The sequence below is a fragment of the Mesorhizobium sp. CC13 genome, assembly GCF_039907765.1.
In the GTDB taxonomy this organism is placed as follows: domain Bacteria; phylum Pseudomonadota; class Alphaproteobacteria; order Rhizobiales; family Rhizobiaceae; genus Aminobacter.
In genome coordinates this window covers 142,389-159,051 of the sequence record NZ_JARDJI010000004.1, presented here as the reverse complement: position 1 = coordinate 159,051, position 16,663 = coordinate 142,389, and the positions used below count along the sequence as shown (strand labels likewise).

Here is a 16,663-nt window from a genome sequence, read left to right as displayed (position 1 = left end):
CGAGCGCTGCCGCGCGGATGCGAGGGAGGGCGTGGCGCTGCCGCATCATGCTCACCGGATGTTCTTGGAGACGACGGCGGCCATCTCGTCGGCCGCCTGGATGACCTTGGAGTTCATCTCGTAGGCGCGCTGGGCCGAGATCAGCTCGGTGATTTCCTTGACCGGGTCGACGTTGGAGTTTTCCAGATAGCCCTGCTTGACGGTGGCGAAGCCGGGGTCGCCGGGGATACCGTCGATGGCCGGGCCGGAGGCCTCGGTCGCCTGGAACAGGTTGTCGCCGAGCGGAGCGAGCCCCGCCTCGTTGGCGAAGTTCGACAGCATCAGCTGTCCCTGCTGCACGAGATCCGTCTGGCCGGCGACGCGGGCGAAGACCTGGCCGGAATTGTTGACGACGACCTCGGTGGCATTGGGGTCGATGGTGATGCCGCCGGTCACGACATAGCCGTCGACGGTGACGAGCTGGCCGGTGGCGTTGGTGTTGAAGGAGCCGGCGCGGGTGTAGAGCGTCTCGCCTTCGGGCCCGTCGATCTGGAACCAGCCCTTGCCGGTGAGCGCCATGTCGAACTGGTTGCCGGTGCTGGTCAGGCCGCCCTGGACGTGGACGTTGCGGACCGCCGCGGTCTTGACGCCGAGGCCGATGCTGACGCCTTCCGGCACGATCGCGGCGTTGGCGCGGCTGGGAACGCCCTGCATGCGGTCGACCTGGTAGAGCAGGTCGGAGAATTCGGCGCGGGCGCGCTTGTAGCCGGTTGTGTTGATGTTCGCGATGTTGTTCGCGATCACCTCGAGATTGGTCTGCTGGGCGTTCATGCCGGTGGCGGCGATGGAGAGGGCTTTCATCGTCGTGGTCCTCAGATGCCCATGCGGCTGACTTCGAGATAGGCGGTGACGATCTTGTCGCGGATGGCGATCGCGGCCTGCAGCGACTGCTCGGCGGTCATCACCGCGTCGACCACCTCGCGGGTGTCGGCGTGACCCTGCATGCCGGCGATGGACATCTGCTCGGCCTGGCGCAGCGTGGCCGCGGTCTGGGTGGCCGCGTCGGCAAGGGCTGCGGCGAAGGAGGACGCGACGTCGCCGGTGGCGGCGCTGGCCGCTTCCGAAACGATGCTCGTCGGCTTGCTAAGTGCCTGCGGGCCGAGCGGGCTGATGGTACCGATCACGACTGGCTCCTCATAAGGTCGATGGTCATGGAAATGAGATCGCGCGCCTGCTTGATGACCTGCAGGTTGGCTTCATAGGACCGGTTGGCCTCGTTCATGTCGGCCATCTCGATCAGCACGTTGACGTTGGGCATCTTGACGTAGCCGTTGGCGTCGGCGGCCTGGTTGCCCGGCTGGAATTCGAGCGGGAACGCCGACTGGTCGTTGCCGATGGCGGCGATCTCGACGGTCGAGCCGCCGGTCGCGCGGTCGAGTTCGGCGGCGAAGCTGATGGTCTTGCGCCGATACGGCTCGGCGCCGGGCGTATCGCCGGTCGACTGCGCATTGGCGAGGTTTTCCGAAACGATGCGGAGCCGTTCGGACTGGGCGCCGAGGCCGGAGCCGGCGATCTTGAGTGCTGCGCTCAGCGGATCCATGGCATTCAGGCCTTGCTGCTCAACATGACCATGCGGTGGAAGGCCTTGACGATGGCCGTATTCAGCTCGAACGAGCGGCGCACCTCGCCGGCCTTGATCAGTTCGCTCTCCAGCGCCACCGTGTTTTCGGAGGGAAGGACAGCGGTTTCCGGTTCCTGCTGGCGGACGGCGTAGTTGGCATCGGTGGCGCCGCCGCCGAGATGCCCGGCCTGCGTCGCCGTCATCGCCACCCGCGTGCGGTCGAGAACCTGCTCGAAGGGCTCGACGTCGTTCGCGCGGTAGCCGGGCGTGTTGGCGTTGGCGACGTTGCCGGCGATGGTCGTCTGGCGCACCGAGAGCCAGCGAGCCTGCTGGGCGGCCAGATCGAAGAGGTTGACGGGGTCCATGGAAATCTCCGAGCAGATTTCCAAACACTATTGCCCCAGTCTTGCGCGGGCCTTGCGCGCGGCCGCAAGCCCCGCGGACGGTCAGCGCTGGAGCTCGACCACGTCCTCGCGGGAGGTGACGAGCACCCATTTTCCGTCGCGCTGCTCGATGGAGGCGACGCGGCTCGAGTCGGGCAGGACGGAGCCGCGCTGCACGACCCAGAGCCCGGTCTGGTCCTGAACCATGGCGCGGCCGTTGGCGACGTGCACGAGGGTGAAGTTGACCGTGGGGCCGGGGAAGGGCTGCTGCTCGACCCCAGGCACGCCGGGGCCCCCGTCCTCGTCGCGGCGCAGCGAACCGGTGGCGAACAGGTCCAGCTGCATCGGCGGGATGTCCTCGACCGACATCGGCGCGCCGACGCGCTCTACCTGCTGGCCGAGAGCGAGCGGAACCGACTGTTCGCTCTGCCCGTCGCCGGCGAACTTCAGCGCGCGCACGCCGAATTTTTCCGGATTGAAGAAGATGTACCAGGGGAAGAGCGCGCTCGCGAGGCCGATGGCGATGCCCAGGCCGGCGATCATCAGGTCGCCGCGACGGTCGTTTCGGCGCGCCGGCGGGGCGAGAATGACGGTGCGGCGCTTCATCCCGAGGCGTTCGAGCAGGGTGGCCGGCTTCTGGTTCGAGCCGATCATGTCCAGCAGTTCGCTGGCCGGATCATTCCGTCTGAACATTGGCTCTATCCTTGGCTTTCAGATGACGGGCGAGATCGGAGAACGGGTCCGGCGCGGAGCCGTCCGACGGCGACTGCGCCAGCGCCTCGTAGATGACCGGGACCTGGCGCACGGCGAGATCGAGCTCGGGGTCCGCGCCGGGCTGGTAGGCGCCGAGCAGGCGGATGTCGCGCGTGTCCTCGAAGCGCGAGATCATCGCCTTGAGCTTGCCGACGAGCACGCGCTCGTCCGCGGTCCAGGCCTTGCCGGCGAGGCGCGAGATCGACGACAGCGGGTTGACGGGCGGGTAGCGGCCCTGCTCGGCGATCGAGCGGTCGAGCACGATGTGGCCGTCGAGGATGCCGCGCACGGAATCGGCGACTGGGTCGTTGTGGTCGTCGCCGTCGACCAGCACCGAAATGATCGCAGTGATCGACCCCTTGCCCTCGACGCCGGGTCCGGCGCGTTCGAGCAGCTTGGGAAGCTCGGTGAAGACGGATGCCGGATAGCCGCGCGCCACCGGCGGTTCGCCCGCGCCGATCGCCACCTCGCGCAGCGCGTGGGCGAAACGGGTGATGGAATCGAGCACGAGCAGGACACGGTCGCCGCGGTCGCGGAAGTGCTCGGCAACGCGCATTGCGGTGTCGGGGGCGCGGCGGCGCATCATGGCGCTCTCGTCGCTGGTGGCGACGACGGCGATGGTCTTGGCCATGGAGGCTGCGCCGATCGTGTCCTCGAGGAATTCGCGCACCTCGCGGCCACGCTCGCCGATCAGGGCGACTACGACGGTGTCGAAGGCATCGGCGCCGGCCAGCATGGCGAGCAGCGTCGACTTGCCGACGCCGGAGCCGGCGAAGATGCCCATGCGCTGGCCGAAGCAGAGCGGAGCGAAGATGTCGATGACGCGGACGCCGGTGCGGAAGCCGGTGTCGACGCGCTGGCGGGCGAGCGCTGCCGGCGGCGCCACGGCGGCACCTTTCTGCGAAGCGCTGCGGATCAGCGGCGGGCCATGGTCGATGGGGCGGGCGAGCGCATCGATGGCGCGGCCGCGCCAGCTCGGATGCGGGGTGACGGCGATCGGGCCGCGGGTGAAGACGGCATCGCCGACGCCGACGTCGCCGCTGCTCTCATAGGGCGCGACGAGCACCTCGTCGCGGCCGATCTGGACGATCTCGCCGCGGCGGCCGAGACCGTGGCCGCCGTGCTCGACGATGTCGCCGAGGCGGGCGCTGGCGGAGAGGCCGCGGACCTTGTAGTGCGTCGGCGCGATCTCGGTGACGCGGCCGCCGCGCCGGACGAGCATGCGGTCGTCGGCGAAGCGGCGCCGGACTTGTTCCAGCGCCTCGAGCCGGTTGTCGTGTGCCGGGGGCAGGTCGGTGCGGATCGCGGGCAGGGGGGTGCTCAACTGGCGGCCTACTTGGACCCGAGGGTCTTGATGGCGTCGGTGAAGGAGGCGTCGGTCTGGCGAATGAGCGCGGCCGTGTTCTCGAAGGCGCGCTGCACCATGATGAGCCTGGTCATCTCCTTGACCGGGTTGACGTTGGATTCCTCGACGAAGCCCTGGGCGACGCCCGCTGCCATGCGGTCGACGACCGGCTCGGGCGTCCCCGGGGGCACCACGCCGGAATTGCCGTAGCGGACGAAGTTCGGGCCGGGGTTGAATTCGTAGAGGCCGATGGCGCCCACCAGCCGCCCGTCCTGGCGCAGCGAGCCGTCGGCGCCGGCTTCCGGCGGGCCGGCCCGCGGATCGAGCTGCATCGGCGCGCCGCCGGCGTCGAGCACCGGATAGCCCTCCAGCGTGACCAGCTGCCCGTCCTGGGTGAGCGTGAAGCGCCCGTCGCGGGTCATGACGGTGCCGGCCGGCGTCTCGATGCCGAACCAGGCGTCGCCGCGGATGGCGAAGTCGAACGGATTGGCGGTCTGGGTCAGGCCGCCGCTCTGGGTGGAGAGATAGGTATCGCCCGGCGAGGTGAAGGACACCGACTTGTCGCCGATGCCGGAGACGACGTCCTCGAACTTCACGCCGGTGGCGCGGAAGCCGACGGTGGACGAATTGGCGACGTTGTCGGCGATGGTGTTCAGGCGCTTTTCGAGCGCCACCTGGGCCGACAGCGCGACGTAGAGACCGTTCTGCATGATGTCCTCAGAACCTCAGCTTCTGCATGGCGAATATGAGGTCGGTAGAGACCCCGTAGGAAGCCGGCCGGCCGAACAGGATGCCGGCCGACTGCTGCACCGGCGATGTCGGGTTGGCGATCTCCCACATGCTGGTGAAGCGCTTGAGGAAATCGCCGAGCTTCTTCGGATCGGAGAAGTCGGTGACCTTCAGCCGCTGCTCGAAATGCTTGACCTGCAGGTCGACGTCGGCGGAGGCGAGCGAGTCGGGCAGGCCGAGCGCGGTGCGCACGACCTTGGCCAGCGCCTTGTCGGCAAGCACCTCGTAGAAGTTGGTGAGGGAAGGCGCCTTGCGCTGGAAGTAGAGGGCAAGCCGCACGCCTTCGTTGGTCTGGCCGGCGTCTTCCTCGAGCGTCTGGCGGACGAATTTCTCGGTCGCCGGCTTCTGCGCCGGATTAGTGGTGGTGGCGTCGGCGCCGTAGGCCTCGAAGTTGAAGGCCGCGGCGAAGGCGGCGTAGCGCTTGTCGGCCATCTGGTTGGCGAAGCTCTTGGGGTCGCGCACGCCGCCGACCAGCACCTTCTCCATCATCTCCTTGTTGGGGATGGAGGATTCGAGGCCATAGGCCTTCATGGCGAAGGTGTAGAGCCGGGTGTCGGCCATGAACTCCTTGGCCGATTTCACCTTGACGATGTTGTCGAGGTAATACTTGACCTCCTGCTGCACGGCGGCGGCATTGGGATCGCCCCCGCCGAGCTTGACCGCGGCCAGGTATTTGTCGACCGCGCCCTGCTGGGCCTTGTTGTAGACGGTGGCGCGGGCGCCGAGGTCGGCGAAGTTGAAGCTCTTGGCGAATTCGACGTAGCGCTTGTCGGACAGCTTGTTGGCGAAGCTGTCGGGATCGGTGACGCCCTCGCGCAGCACCTTGGCCATGAAGGCCTTGGCGTAGGCCATGTCCTGCAGGCCGAAAGCCTTCATGGCGTAACGGAACAGCCGGTCGTTCTTGACGAACTCGTCGACGCTTTTCACCTTGGTGATGTTCTTGAGGTAGTACTCCGTCTCGCGCTCGACCATCGGCCGGGACTCGACGCGGTCGAGCGCCTTGTTCAAGTCCCTCGCGATCAACTGGTAGCTTGAATAGGTATTGAGCACGCCCTGGCCCCTTCCGCCGCAGGATAGTCGGGGAAGACTATGCGCGAATGCTTGCGCGAGGCTGAATCGGGTCGCAGCGCCATTTCAAGCCTCACACAAGGCACGACCGCTATCGCTGTCTGCGTATTGCTTTCAATGCGGAAGGACCTGCGGTGGGCATTCTAATCGGACTCGTCGTGACGCTGGGTTGCGTGCTGGGCGGCTTCATGGCCATGGGCGGCAAGGTCAGCGTGCTCATGCAGCCGTGGGAAGCCGTCATCATCGGCGGTGCCGCGCTCGGCACCTTCCTGGTCGCCAACCCGATGTCGACGGTCAAGGACACGGGCAGGGGCATCGTCGAAGCCTTCAAGCAGTCGGTGCCGAAGGAGCAGGACTACCTCGAAACGCTCGGCGTGCTGCACAGCCTGATGCGCGAGCTCAGGACCAAGACGCGGTCGGAGGTCGAGGCGCATATCGACAACCCCGAGGAATCGGCGATCTTCCAGGCCTTCCCGACGGTGCTGAAGAACCACGACCTGACGCACTTCATCTGCGACTACTGCCGCATCATCATCATCGGCAACGCCCGCCCGCACGAGATCGAGGCGCTGATGGACGAGGAGATCCAGACCATCCGCTCGGACAAGCTGAAGTCGTACCACGCGCTGGTCGCGGTCGGCGACGGCCTGCCGGCGCTGGGCATCGTGGCCGCGGTGCTGGGCGTGGTCAAGGCGATGGGCGCGCTCGACCAGTCGCCGGAAATCCTCGGCGCGCTGATCGGCGCGGCGCTGGTGGGCACCTTCCTCGGCATCTTCCTGTCCTATGCCCTCGTCGGCCCGATCGCCGCCAAGATCAAGATGGTGCGCGAGAAGAAGAACCGCCTCTACATCATCGTGAAGCAGACGCTGCTGGCCTACATGAACGGCTCGCTGCCGCAGGTGGCGATCGAGTTCGGCCGCAAGACGATCTCGTCCTACGACCGGCCGTCGATCGACGCGGTGGAACAGAGCACGCTCAACACCGGCAACCTCGAGAAGAAGGCGGCCTGAGCCGATGCCGGACGCTGACGAAGGGCATGTGAAGTCATGAGCACTACCGCGAGCCCGGCGGAATCGCGGGACCTGATCATCGAGCGCCTGCTTGGCGACACCGGCGAGCCGGCCAAGGTGCACTCGGCCGCCCGCCGCCTGGCGGAGCGCTCGGCGCCGGCGATCGCCCGGTTCCTGACCGAGATGCTGCCCGAGCAGGTCTTCGTCGAGGTGGCGGAGGTCAAGCTCGGCCGCATGGCCGACGCCAAGGCCGGCAAGGCCAACCAGGCGATGGCGGTGGCGATGACCCCGACCTCGCCCGATGGGCTGGTGATGACGCTCGACCCGCAGGCGATCGCCATCCTCGTGCACGTTCTGTTCGGCGGCGACCCGAGCCGCGAGGTGGCGCCGATCGACCGCGACCTGTCGTCGATCGAGCTCGGCGTCGTCACCATGGTGTTCCAGGACATCGGCCGCGCCGTCAACGCCCAGGGTCCCGACGGCGGGCTCGGTGTGAAGCTGCCGGTCGCCGACGCGATGACCGGCACGGAGATGAAGAAGCACGTGTTCCGCGACGGTCCGTCGGCGCGCGTCGTGCTGTCGATCTCGACGGCGGCGTCGCGCGGGCTGCTGACGCTGACACTGCCGCAGCGCATCCTGATCGAGGACAAGCGCGGCAAGGCCGAGAAGGATGCGGCGTCGCCGCCGACGACGGAGTGGCGCTCGCGCTTCTCCGACGAGGTGATGCGCTCGACGGTGCGGCTCGAGGCGTCGATGCCGCTCGGGCGCATGACGCTCGGCGAGCTGACGCGGCTCGTGGCCGGCCAGGTGATCGAGCTGCCGCAGGACGTGCAGTCGAACGCGGTCATCGGCACGCGCGGCAAGACGCTGTTTGCCTGCGAGTTCGGCAAGCTCGGGCAGAACTACACCGTCCGCATCCGGCGTCCCGCCGACGCGGACGACACGATTGAAGGGATCGTCGCGGGCTGAGGCGGATCGCCGTCTACCGTGACCGAGAGAACTGGAGAACATCATGAGCAAGGCGCAGCCGAAGCCCGAGGTCCAAAAGCCTGAAGCCGCCGTCGAGGACGAGCAGCTCAACCGCGCCATCGAAGAGCTGCGCGGCGTGCTGAGCGAAGAGGAGAAGCGCCCCGAGGCGCTGCGCAACGCGCCCTCCGGCAGCGTCATATTCGACATCCCGGTCGAGGTGCAGATCGTGCTCGGCAGCACCGAGATGGCGGTGTCCGACCTGATGACGTTGCAGAAGGGCTCGACGGTGGCGCTCGACCGCCGTATCGGCGAGCCGGTCGACGTCGTCGTCAACGGCCGCCGCATCGCGCGCGGCGAAATCACCGTGCTCGAAAGCGATCCGTCGCGCTTCGGCATCCGCCTGACCGAGATCGTGGCCGCCACCAAGAGCGCCTGAGGGAAATCGGGCGTGCTCTTCCAGCTTTCGAGAAAGGCCTGCGCATGAATCCGCTGTCGACGCTGACGCGGCCGCAAAAGGCAGCAGCCATACTGGTGGCGATGGGCAAGCCGTCGGCGAGCCGGCTGCTCAAGTTCTTCAAGCAGGACGAGCTGAAGGCATTGATCGAAGGCGCCAGGCTGTTGCGCACCATCCCGCAGGCCGACCTGGAGCGGATCGTCGCCGAGTTCGAGGCCGAGTTCACCGAGGGCGCGGGCCTGCTCGATTCGGCCGACAAGATGGACACGATCCTCAACGAGTCGCTGTCGCCCGAAGAGGTCAACGCGCTGATGGGCAAGGGCAAGCCGGTGGTGGAGAAGGACACCACCCCGCCGGTGTGGCCGCAGCTCGAGAAGCTGGAGCCGGCCCAGATCGGCACGTTCCTCGCCAACGAGCACCCGCAAACCTCGGCGATGATCCTGTCGAACCTGGCGCCCGGCTATGCCGCGAGCGTCGTGCTGACGCTGGAAAAGCCGCTGCGCATCGAGATCATCAAGCGGATGATGGAACTGGCCATCGTGCCGGAGGCGGCGACCAGGCTGGTCGAGAACCAGATCCGCAGCCGCGTGCTGACCGAAAGCGCCCAGAAGGACACCTCGGCCGGACAGACCCGCGTCGCCAGCGTGCTCAACGAACTCGACAAGTCGCAGCTCGAGGAAGTGATGAGCGACCTCCAGGAGGGCGGCCTCAGCGACCTCGACGCCATCCGCGCGCGGCTGTTCTCGTTCGACGACATCCCGCTGATGACGCAGAAGGCCCGCGTCGCCCTGTTCGACGGGCTGTCGACGGAACTGGTGACGCTGGCGCTCAGGGGTACCCCGCTGCAGATCGCCGAGGCCGTGCTTTCGTCGATCGGCGCGCGCTCGCGCCGCATGATCGAATCCGAACTCAGCCAGGGTTCGGAAGGCATCCAGCCGGCGACCATCCTGCAGGCCCGCAAGACCATCGCCTCGACGGCGCTGCGCATGGCGAACGACGGGCTGCTCGAGCTGCCGTCGGCGCTGGACGCCGCCTGAGCCTCCGGTCTCTCTGAGCCATGTCCGACAGCGTCGACAAGGATTCAAAAACCGAAGAGGCCACAGAGAAGAAGATCCGCGACACCATCGAGAAGGGCCAGCTGCCGCACTCGAAGGAGATCGCCATCTTCACCTCGTTCGTGGCGATCCTGGTCTACACCGTCTTCTTCGCCGGCGAGGCCGTGGCCGAACTGGGCGCGTTCCTGTCGAACTTCCTGGAAAAGCCGGAAGCCTGGCCGCTCGGCACCGAACGCGACGTGATCGAGCTCTACCGGGCGGTGATGATGGAGATCGGCCGCGCGGTCGCGAGCCTGCTCATGCTTCTCGTCGTCGCCGGCGTCGGCGCCTCGATCTTCCAGAACGTGCCGCAGTTCGTCGGCGAGCGCATCCGGCCGCAGGCTTCGCGCATCTCGCTGTTCCAGGGCTGGAAGCGGATGTTCGGCGTGCAGGGCTTCGCCGAGTTCCTGAAATCGCTCGGCAAGCTCGTCCTGGTCATCGTGGTGCTGACCTTCGTGCTGTCGGACGACCACCGCCGCCTGCTCGCGGGCATGATCACCAGCCCGGTGGCCTTCGCCACCGTGATCCGCGGCATCGCCGTGGACATTCTGGTGGCGATCGTCTTCGTGATGGCGGCGATCGCGGTTGCCGACATCGTCTGGTCGCGCTTCCACTGGCGCGCCGACCTGCGCATGACCAAGCAGGAGGTGAAGGACGAACTGAAGCAGTCGGAAGGCGACCCGATCGTCAAGTCGCGGCTGCGTTCGCTGGCGCGCGACCGCGCCCGCCAGCGCATGATGGCGGCGGTGCCGCGCGCGACGCTGGTGATCGCCAACCCGACCCACTTCTCGATCGCGCTGCGCTACGTGCGCGAGGAGGATTCTGCACCGGTCGTGCTGGCCAAGGGGCAGGACCTGGTGGCGCTCAAGATCCGCGAGATCGCCCGCGAGAACGGCATCCCGGTGTTCGAGGACGTGGCGCTCGCACGTTCCATGTACAAGCAAGTTTCGGTGGATAATGTCATCCCACCTCAATTCTACCAGGCGGTCGCTGAGCTCGTTCGCGTCGTCTACGGAAACAAGGGCCAACGCAGGACATCATGAATCGTCAGCCACATGCAACGTCCCGGGAAATGATCGTCGCAACCGCCATCCAGCCCGTGGTGCGCGAGTTGCGCCTTGTCGACATCGCCGACTACATCGCCTTCATCCGCCTGGAGCATTTCGCCTGCCTGGCCGACCTGGTCGATTCAGCGGCCGAGATGTACTTCATGCCCGGCGCACTGCGGCTCGGCCTCGGCGGCGAGGCGCAGGTGTGCTGGACCGGCAGCCCGCGCATCGTGCTCGACCTCGAGCTCAGGCCGGCAGGGGCGGCGGTCTATTTCCAGCTGTCGATGACGGCGAACAACGCCTCCGTCGAGGTCCACTACGTGTCGTTCGAGAAGCCCGACCCGGAGCCGGAGAAGAACACCGAATATCTCGCCGCCGCGATCGAGCAGGCGATGATCCGGCGGACGCCGCGGGCCGAGGCGGCCTGAGGGGAGGCTGGTGCATCCAGCTTCCAGGCGGAACCAGGCGAGACGGGAGAAGGCTCTACGTCAAAGATCTGGAGTGACGTCGGCGCGTTCGTCCGAACGCGCGGCGCTCAGTCGATCAGGCCCAGGCGCAACGCCTTGGCGACCGCGTGCATGCGGTTGACGGCGTTGAGCTTCTGCGTCGTCTGGGTGAGATACTGGTTGGCGGTGTGGACCGAGAGCTTGAGCAGCTTGGCGATCTCCTCGCTGGTGTAGCCGCGCGAGGTGAGCTTGAGGCACTCGAGTTCGCGCCGCGACACCGACGGCAGCTTGCCGTCACGGGTTGGGCTCATGCGTGCGACCGCCTCGAACAGCGAGAAGCAGTGGGCATGCAGTGCGTGCAGCGAGCGGGGGGCCGGAGCGAGGTCGGGTCCGCCGAAGATGAACAGGCCAGCCTGGCCGCGCTCGGCGTAGACCGGGAAGGCGATGCCCCGGCCGATCTGGGCCAGCGGCTCGATGCGGCTTGCCCATGCAAGCGCTGAAAGGGATGCCTCGGCGGCCGCGTCGTCGGCCCACCAGCACGGCGCGGTGGACTGGCGGGCATGGCGCAGCAGGTGCTCGCCGATGCCGCCGCCGAGCAGGCGCGCGGCCGACATGGTGCCGGGGTAGTCGGAATCGAAGCAGGGCACCAGCCGGCTGCTGTCGGACGACGTCCCGGCCAAGCAGAGGGCGAAGTCGCGGGCGCCGAGATCGGCGGCGATCCAGCGGCAATACCTTACCGCGTCGGCAAGCGTGACAATGCGGTCGGCCATCGGGTTCGCCGGGCGGCCCGGGTGCTGATCTTGGACGGGCCGTGCTACGGAGGCGAAGTGTCGGGCGTGGGCGTAGGTCAAATGATGCCACTCCTGATCGCGGTCGCAATCGCCATGGCGCGGTTGCTGGCCGACAGCTTCTGGATCGCGTGGGTGATGTAGCTGTTGACGGTGTTGGACGAGACGCCGAGGATCAGCGCCACTTCCTCCGTCGTCTTGCCTTCCGACACCCAGAACAGGCACTCGCGCTCGCGGTCGGACAGCGGGTCGCGCAGCGTCGCCGCAGCAAGGATGCCCTGCGCCTGGGACAGGGCGTAGCAGCATTCGATCTGGGCGCGCGGCATCAGCGCCGGGTCGATCCGGCCGGCCTCGCCGGCGGAGAGCAGCATGAACAGGCGCTGGCGCCCGACATGCAGGCGCAGGGCGAAGATCTCGGCATGACCGAGGATGTCGAGCAGCTTCGCCTCCTCGCCGCCGAGCAGGGCGGGAGCCTGCGAAGCGATCAGCCCCTGCGGCTGGACGCCCGGCGCGCTGGCGAAGGGTCCCTGTGCGAGGCTGGCGATGAGCGCGTGGCCGGCGATCTGGATGGCGTCGTAGATCCAGTTGGAGGCGACGATCTGCAGGTTGTCGCGGTCCTGGTCCTGGGAGATGGCGACGAGCATGTAGCCGTCGGCGCCCACCTCGTCGGCCAGCCCCATGAGGAAGGCGGTGAGATCGCTGCGCGATGCGAGCCTTGCTGCGACGGTCGTCTGTTCGTGGCGGGCTGCGAGGGCGATCATTTCAGAACTGGGCCGGAATCCGTGGGAGGCCGGAAAAGGCCGCTGCCCCTTCCGGTCGAAAACGCTTCACTTGAGACGAAAAAACGCCACACCAGCGCCTGGGGCGCCGATCGGCCGAATCCGTGCTGGTCGCGCGAAACCTGACGCGCTCTCACCCGAGGAAAACCTCGGTTTTTCAGAGAGTTGGTGGTTCGCCGCGCCCCCCGTGGACCGGCTGATTCGGGTTCAATTTACCTGCTCGCGAATCGCTCCGCAAACGGAATTGACAAAAAGTTAATTCAGAGTCCGTCACGAGACTCAGGGGAGGGTTTTTCGCCTGCCGGTCGGCTCTTTCGCTGCCCCCTCACGGTCTCGGGGCTTCCGCTCGCAGGGTTTGCTCGGCGTGCCGCCGACCCTCCCCACGAGGGGGAGGGCAGGTCAGCCGCGTCAGCGGCCCTCGAAGCCGGTGAGCACGCCGACGGCGTTGACGCCGATCTCGTCGACGGCGTAGCCGCCCTCCATGACGAACAGCGTCGGCAGACCGAGCTGGGCGATGCGGGCGCCGATCCTGGGGTAGTCGGCGCTGGTCAGCTTGAAGTGGCTGATCGGGTCCTTCTCGAAGGTGTCGACGCCGAGGGAGACCACGACGACGTCGGGCGCGTAGGCGGCGAGCTTGCTGCAGCCGTCGTCGAGCGCTTCGCTCCATTTGTCGAAGGAGGTGCCGAAGGGCAGTGGATAGTTGAGGTTGAAGCCTTCGCCCTCGCCTTGGCCGCGCTCGTCGGCGTGGCCGAGGAAGAACGGGTACTCGGTCATCGGGTCGCCATGCAGGTTGATGACCTGGACGTCGGCGCGCGAATAGAAGATCTCCTGCGTGCCGTTGCCGTGGTGGTAGTCGACGTCGAGCACCGCGACGCGCCTGGCGCCCTGGTCGCGGAACCATTGGGCCGCGACTGCGGCGTTGTTGATGTAGCAATAGCCGCCCATGAAGGCAGCGCCCGCGTGGTGCCCCGGCGGACGGCAGAGCGCGAAGGCGGCGCGCTCGCCGGCCTTGACCAGGGCAGCCGCGGTGAGCGCCACGTCATAGGACGACTTGATCGCCTCCCAGGTGCCCTTCACGAAGGAAGCGCCGCCGTCGAAGGAATAGAAGCCGAGCAGCGCCTCGATGGTCCTGGGGCGGACGTCGCCGCGCAGGCCGCTGGTGGGCCAGGCGAAGGGGATGGCCGAGCCGGACTTGCCGGCGGCTTCCCACTGCGGCCAGACGGTCGGCAGGAAGTCGATGTAGTCGGCCGCGTGCACGCGCTTGGCGGCCGCGAGGTCGTGGACCTCGGGCGCCAGGATATCCCCCAGCTTCTGATGTTCGATCCGCGCCCTGATGATCTCGGCACGCGAGGGTTTTTCGAAACCGGGAACGATGGCACCGGCGACAAGCTCCATCTGGCCGCTATGGCCGGCATGGAGCGGCGAAAAGACTGTCTTCATGAAAATCCTTCCTGGCTTTGGTTGAAATCGAGATAGGGGGCGACGAGGGCGAGCCACATGGTCTTGACGTCGTCCTGGATGAGGTCGAACGCCTTGCGGTCGCGCTTTAGGCCGATGAGGCGGCAGACGTGGCCGACCTCCATCATCACCACGCCCAGCCGGCTGGCGACGTCGTCCTGGAGCGCCGGGTTCACATGGCGCAGCCAGGCGGCGTAGAGGGCGATGATCTGCTCGTCATATTCGTTCTGGATCGGCCGGAGGTCGGGATTGCCGGTGATGGCCTCGATGACCGGCATCAGGTTGGCATTGTCGAGATAGAGCCTGGAGGTGTCGACGAAGAGCTTGTCCACCTCCCGTTGGAACTCGTCGCGGCTGGTGGGGCGGGGAGCCGCGATGCGCTTGGCGATGACTTCGGGAAAGGCGCCCAGCCAGCGCCGGGCGAGATCGAGAAGGATGGCTTCCTTGTTGGGGTAGTACTGGTAGACCGAGCCGACCGACAGGCCGGCGCGCTGGGCGATGGCGAGCGTCGTCGGCGTCTTGGTCCCTTGCTCCCTGGTCAGGGTGAGGGCGGCATCGAGAATCCTGTCGACGACCTTGCTCGACCGCTCCTGTCGCGGCTTCTTGCGCGGTTTGAGCGCCGTCGTGGTCTTCCAGTTGACACTGCGATTCACGGAATGACTTCTCGCTCCCTGCTCGCCTGCACCATGCACGGGCTGCGTCCTCCACAACGCATCCAACAAATCCCGCATATTGACAAACGCGAATAATTAGTCGCATTTTTTCTCGGCGCTGTCTTTAGGGAAACTACTGGAATTCCTTGGGCGGCGGACGGCTTCAGGCTTGCTGTCGGATTGCGCCATTCCGTCGGAATGGCGGGCGACCGATGCGGGTCCGAGCGGTCCCAGTCAGTCAAGTGCGCGGAGTCGCGATGTCTGTCCAAACGGTTGGCAAAGCCGATCTGATCGTCATCAACGGCCGCGTGTTGACCATGGACGCGACCCGGCCGGCGGCCGAAGCGGTGGCCATCAAGGGCGGCCTGATCGCCGCCGTCGGCGACAACTCCGCGATCGAAGCGCTGCGCGGCCCCGACACCAGGGTGATCGACGCGCGCGGCGGCTCGGTGGTGCCGGGCTTCATCGAAGCGCACATGCACCTGTTCTCGGGCGCAGCCGAACTCGCGCATCTGCAGCTTCTGGGCGTGCACGGCTTCGAGGCGCTGCGCGAGGCGGTCCAGGCCTATGCGGCGGCGCGGCCCAACCAGCTGATGCTGGTCGCCCAGGGCGCCGACTACACCATCCTCGGCAGCGAGCGGGTGACGAGGCATCACCTCGACGCCATCCTGCCCGACCGGCCGTTCGTCATGGCGGCACCCGACCACCACACGATGTGGGCCAACACCAGGGCGCTGGAATTGGCGGGCGTGCTGCACGGGCTGGAGCTTACCCCCGGCAACGAGATCGTCATGGGCGCCGACGGCCTGGCCGCGGGCGAATTGCGCGAGAACGAGGCCTTCAACCCGGTGCTCAAGCTCGCGGGCGAAGGGCGCGTGCGGCTCGGCCTGTCGACCGGCGGCGAGCCAGACCCGATGCCCTCGGCGGAGGAGCGCGCCGGCGACCGCGCCATCATGCGGCGCGGCCTCGACTGGTGCGCGCGCCACGGCATCACCTCGATCCAGAACATGGACGGCAATTACTACCAGCTCGAGCTCCTGTCGGAGATCGAGGCCGAGGGCGACCTGACCTGCCGGGTCAAGGTGCCGTTCCACTACAAGAACTTCATGACGCTCGACATGCTCGAAAAGGCGTCGGACATGGCCGAGCGCCATGCCGGCGAATGGCTGTCGTCGGGCATGGTCAAGCTGTTCTACGACGGGGTGCTGGATTCCTGGACGGCGGTGATGATCGAGCCCTACGCCGACCGGCCGGACTGGGTGGGCGAGCCGCTGTTTTCGCCGGAGGAGTTCAAGCGCATCGCGGTCGAGATCGACCGGCGCGGCCTGCAGATCGCCGTGCATTCGATCGGCGACGGGGCGGTGCGCGCCGTGCTCGACGGCTACGAGGCGGCCGCGAAGGCCAACGGCAGGCGCGACAGCCGCCACCGCGTCGAGCATGTCGAACTGACCACGGCGACCGACATCGGGCGCTTCGCCGATCTCGGCGCGATCGCCTCGATGCAGCCTCCTCACCCGCCCGGTGCGATGACGTTCCCGCTGGAGCCGACGGTCTCGCGCATCGGCCGCGAGCGCTGGCCCTACGCCTATCCGACGCGCAGCCTGATCGAGGCCGGCGCGCATGTGGTGTTCGCCTCCGACTGGCCGGTGGCGCCGATCGATCCGATCGAGGGCATGCAGGCTGCGATGCTGCGCAAGCCCTGGGCAGACGATATGCCAGACCAGAGCGTTTCGCTGCACCAGGCGCTCGCCGGCTACACGGTCGAGGGCGCCTATGCCGAATTCATGGAGGACAGGAAGGGCAGGCTGAAGCCGGGCTTCCTCGGCGACCTGGTGGTGCTTTCCGGCGACATCGAGGCGACCGATCCGGCCGTCTTGCACGAGGTGCGGCCGGTGACGACCATCTGCGGGGGCAGGGTGACCTACCAGGCCTGACGGGGTGCCGGCGGCCTGGCGAGCGAAAGAGAGCCGTTGTTGCCAAGCCCTGCGGGCTGTGGTGACAATCGAACGGGGAACAAGTTCCGCC

General features: G+C 67.2%; 19 protein-coding genes. 7 read left to right on the top strand and 12 right to left on the bottom strand.

Annotated features, from left to right (window positions below; all coding sequences use genetic code 11):
- Positions 1–51 precede the first annotated feature (51 nt).
- From flgG to PV773_RS08635, 8 genes are all read right to left on the bottom strand, one after another.
- Positions 52–840: a flagellar basal-body rod protein FlgG gene (flgG, locus tag PV773_RS08670; protein ID WP_347965964.1), complete on the bottom strand. Its 789-nt coding sequence runs from the start codon at positions 838–840 to the stop codon at positions 52–54.
- Between the two features lie 11 nt (positions 841–851).
- Positions 852–1,163, bottom strand: a complete 312-nt coding sequence (locus tag PV773_RS08665) for a flagellar hook-basal body complex protein FliE (protein WP_347965963.1) — start codon at positions 1,161–1,163, stop codon at positions 852–854.
- Entirely contained in the window at positions 1,160–1,579 is a 420-nt protein-coding gene (gene flgC / locus PV773_RS08660; RefSeq protein WP_340036729.1) for a flagellar basal body rod protein FlgC, read from the bottom strand. Before flgC ends, PV773_RS08665 begins: the two co-directional genes overlap by 4 nt.
- 5 nt (positions 1,580–1,584) lie before the next feature.
- Positions 1,585–1,965, bottom strand: a complete 381-nt coding sequence (gene flgB / locus PV773_RS08655) for a flagellar basal body rod protein FlgB (protein WP_347965962.1) — start codon at positions 1,963–1,965, stop codon at positions 1,585–1,587.
- Between the two features lie 81 nt (positions 1,966–2,046).
- Positions 2,047–2,676: a hypothetical protein gene (locus PV773_RS08650; protein WP_347965961.1), complete on the bottom strand. Its 630-nt coding sequence runs from the start codon at positions 2,674–2,676 to the stop codon at positions 2,047–2,049.
- Positions 2,660–4,060: a flagellar protein export ATPase FliI gene (fliI, locus tag PV773_RS08645; protein WP_347965960.1), complete on the bottom strand. Its 1,401-nt coding sequence runs from the start codon at positions 4,058–4,060 to the stop codon at positions 2,660–2,662. Before fliI ends, PV773_RS08650 begins: the two co-directional genes overlap by 17 nt.
- A gap of 8 nt (positions 4,061–4,068) precedes the next feature.
- Positions 4,069–4,791: a flagellar basal-body rod protein FlgF gene (flgF, locus tag PV773_RS08640; protein ID WP_347965959.1), complete on the bottom strand. Its 723-nt coding sequence runs from the start codon at positions 4,789–4,791 to the stop codon at positions 4,069–4,071.
- Between the two features lie 7 nt (positions 4,792–4,798).
- Positions 4,799–5,920: a DUF1217 domain-containing protein gene (locus PV773_RS08635; RefSeq protein ID WP_347965958.1), complete on the bottom strand. Its 1,122-nt coding sequence runs from the start codon at positions 5,918–5,920 to the stop codon at positions 4,799–4,801.
- A 152-nt stretch (positions 5,921–6,072) separates the two neighbouring features.
- Here PV773_RS08635 and motA point away from each other — a divergent pair, with 152 nt between their 5' ends.
- The 6 genes from motA to PV773_RS08605 are packed head-to-tail and all read left to right on the top strand — an operon-like array spanning position 6,073 to position 10,942.
- Positions 6,073–6,948, top strand: coding sequence for a flagellar motor stator protein MotA (gene motA / locus PV773_RS08630; protein ID WP_347965957.1), 876 nt, complete (start codon positions 6,073–6,075; stop codon positions 6,946–6,948).
- Between the two features lie 36 nt (positions 6,949–6,984).
- Positions 6,985–7,917: a FliM/FliN family flagellar motor switch protein gene (locus PV773_RS08625; protein ID WP_347965956.1), complete on the top strand. Its 933-nt coding sequence runs from the start codon at positions 6,985–6,987 to the stop codon at positions 7,915–7,917.
- Positions 7,918–7,960: 43 nt separating this feature from the next.
- Positions 7,961–8,353: a flagellar motor switch protein FliN gene (gene fliN / locus PV773_RS08620; protein WP_347965955.1), complete on the top strand. Its 393-nt coding sequence runs from the start codon at positions 7,961–7,963 to the stop codon at positions 8,351–8,353.
- A gap of 44 nt (positions 8,354–8,397) precedes the next feature.
- Entirely contained in the window at positions 8,398–9,408 is a 1,011-nt protein-coding gene (locus tag PV773_RS08615; RefSeq protein WP_347965954.1) for a flagellar motor switch protein FliG, read from the top strand.
- 20 nt (positions 9,409–9,428) lie between these two features.
- Positions 9,429–10,508 carry a flagellar biosynthesis protein FlhB gene (flhB, locus tag PV773_RS08610; protein WP_347965953.1) on the top strand — a complete coding sequence of 360 codons (1,080 nt, stop codon included), beginning with the start codon at positions 9,429–9,431 and terminating at the stop codon, positions 10,506–10,508.
- Positions 10,505–10,942 carry a hypothetical protein gene (locus PV773_RS08605; RefSeq protein ID WP_347965952.1) on the top strand — a complete coding sequence of 146 codons (438 nt, stop codon included), beginning with the start codon at positions 10,505–10,507 and terminating at the stop codon, positions 10,940–10,942. The genes flhB and PV773_RS08605 overlap by 4 nt, the downstream gene beginning before the upstream one ends.
- Positions 10,943–11,049: 107 nt before the next feature.
- On the opposite strand, the gene PV773_RS08600 is transcribed toward PV773_RS08605, so the two are convergent.
- The 4 genes from PV773_RS08600 to PV773_RS08585 form a co-directional block, all read right to left on the bottom strand.
- Positions 11,050–11,730 carry a helix-turn-helix transcriptional regulator gene (locus PV773_RS08600; protein ID WP_347965951.1) on the bottom strand — a complete coding sequence of 227 codons (681 nt, stop codon included), beginning with the start codon at positions 11,728–11,730 and terminating at the stop codon, positions 11,050–11,052.
- 77 nt (positions 11,731–11,807) lie between these two features.
- The gene (locus PV773_RS08595; RefSeq protein WP_347965950.1) at positions 11,808–12,509 is read right to left on the bottom strand and encodes a LuxR C-terminal-related transcriptional regulator; all 702 of its coding nucleotides are present in this window, start codon (positions 12,507–12,509) and stop codon (positions 11,808–11,810) included.
- Between the two features lie 426 nt (positions 12,510–12,935).
- Positions 12,936–13,967: a histone deacetylase family protein gene (locus PV773_RS08590; RefSeq protein WP_347965949.1), complete on the bottom strand. Its 1,032-nt coding sequence runs from the start codon at positions 13,965–13,967 to the stop codon at positions 12,936–12,938.
- The gene (locus PV773_RS08585) at positions 13,964–14,638 is read right to left on the bottom strand and encodes a TetR/AcrR family transcriptional regulator (RefSeq protein WP_347965948.1); all 675 of its coding nucleotides are present in this window, start codon (positions 14,636–14,638) and stop codon (positions 13,964–13,966) included. The genes PV773_RS08590 and PV773_RS08585 overlap by 4 nt, the downstream gene beginning before the upstream one ends.
- Positions 14,639–14,895: 257 nt before the next feature.
- On the opposite strand from PV773_RS08585, the gene PV773_RS08580 reads away from it, so the two are divergent.
- On the top strand, positions 14,896–16,572 hold the full coding sequence (locus PV773_RS08580; RefSeq protein ID WP_347965947.1) for an amidohydrolase: 1,677 nt from the start codon (positions 14,896–14,898) through the stop codon (positions 16,570–16,572).
- Positions 16,573–16,663: the final 91 nt, after the last annotated feature.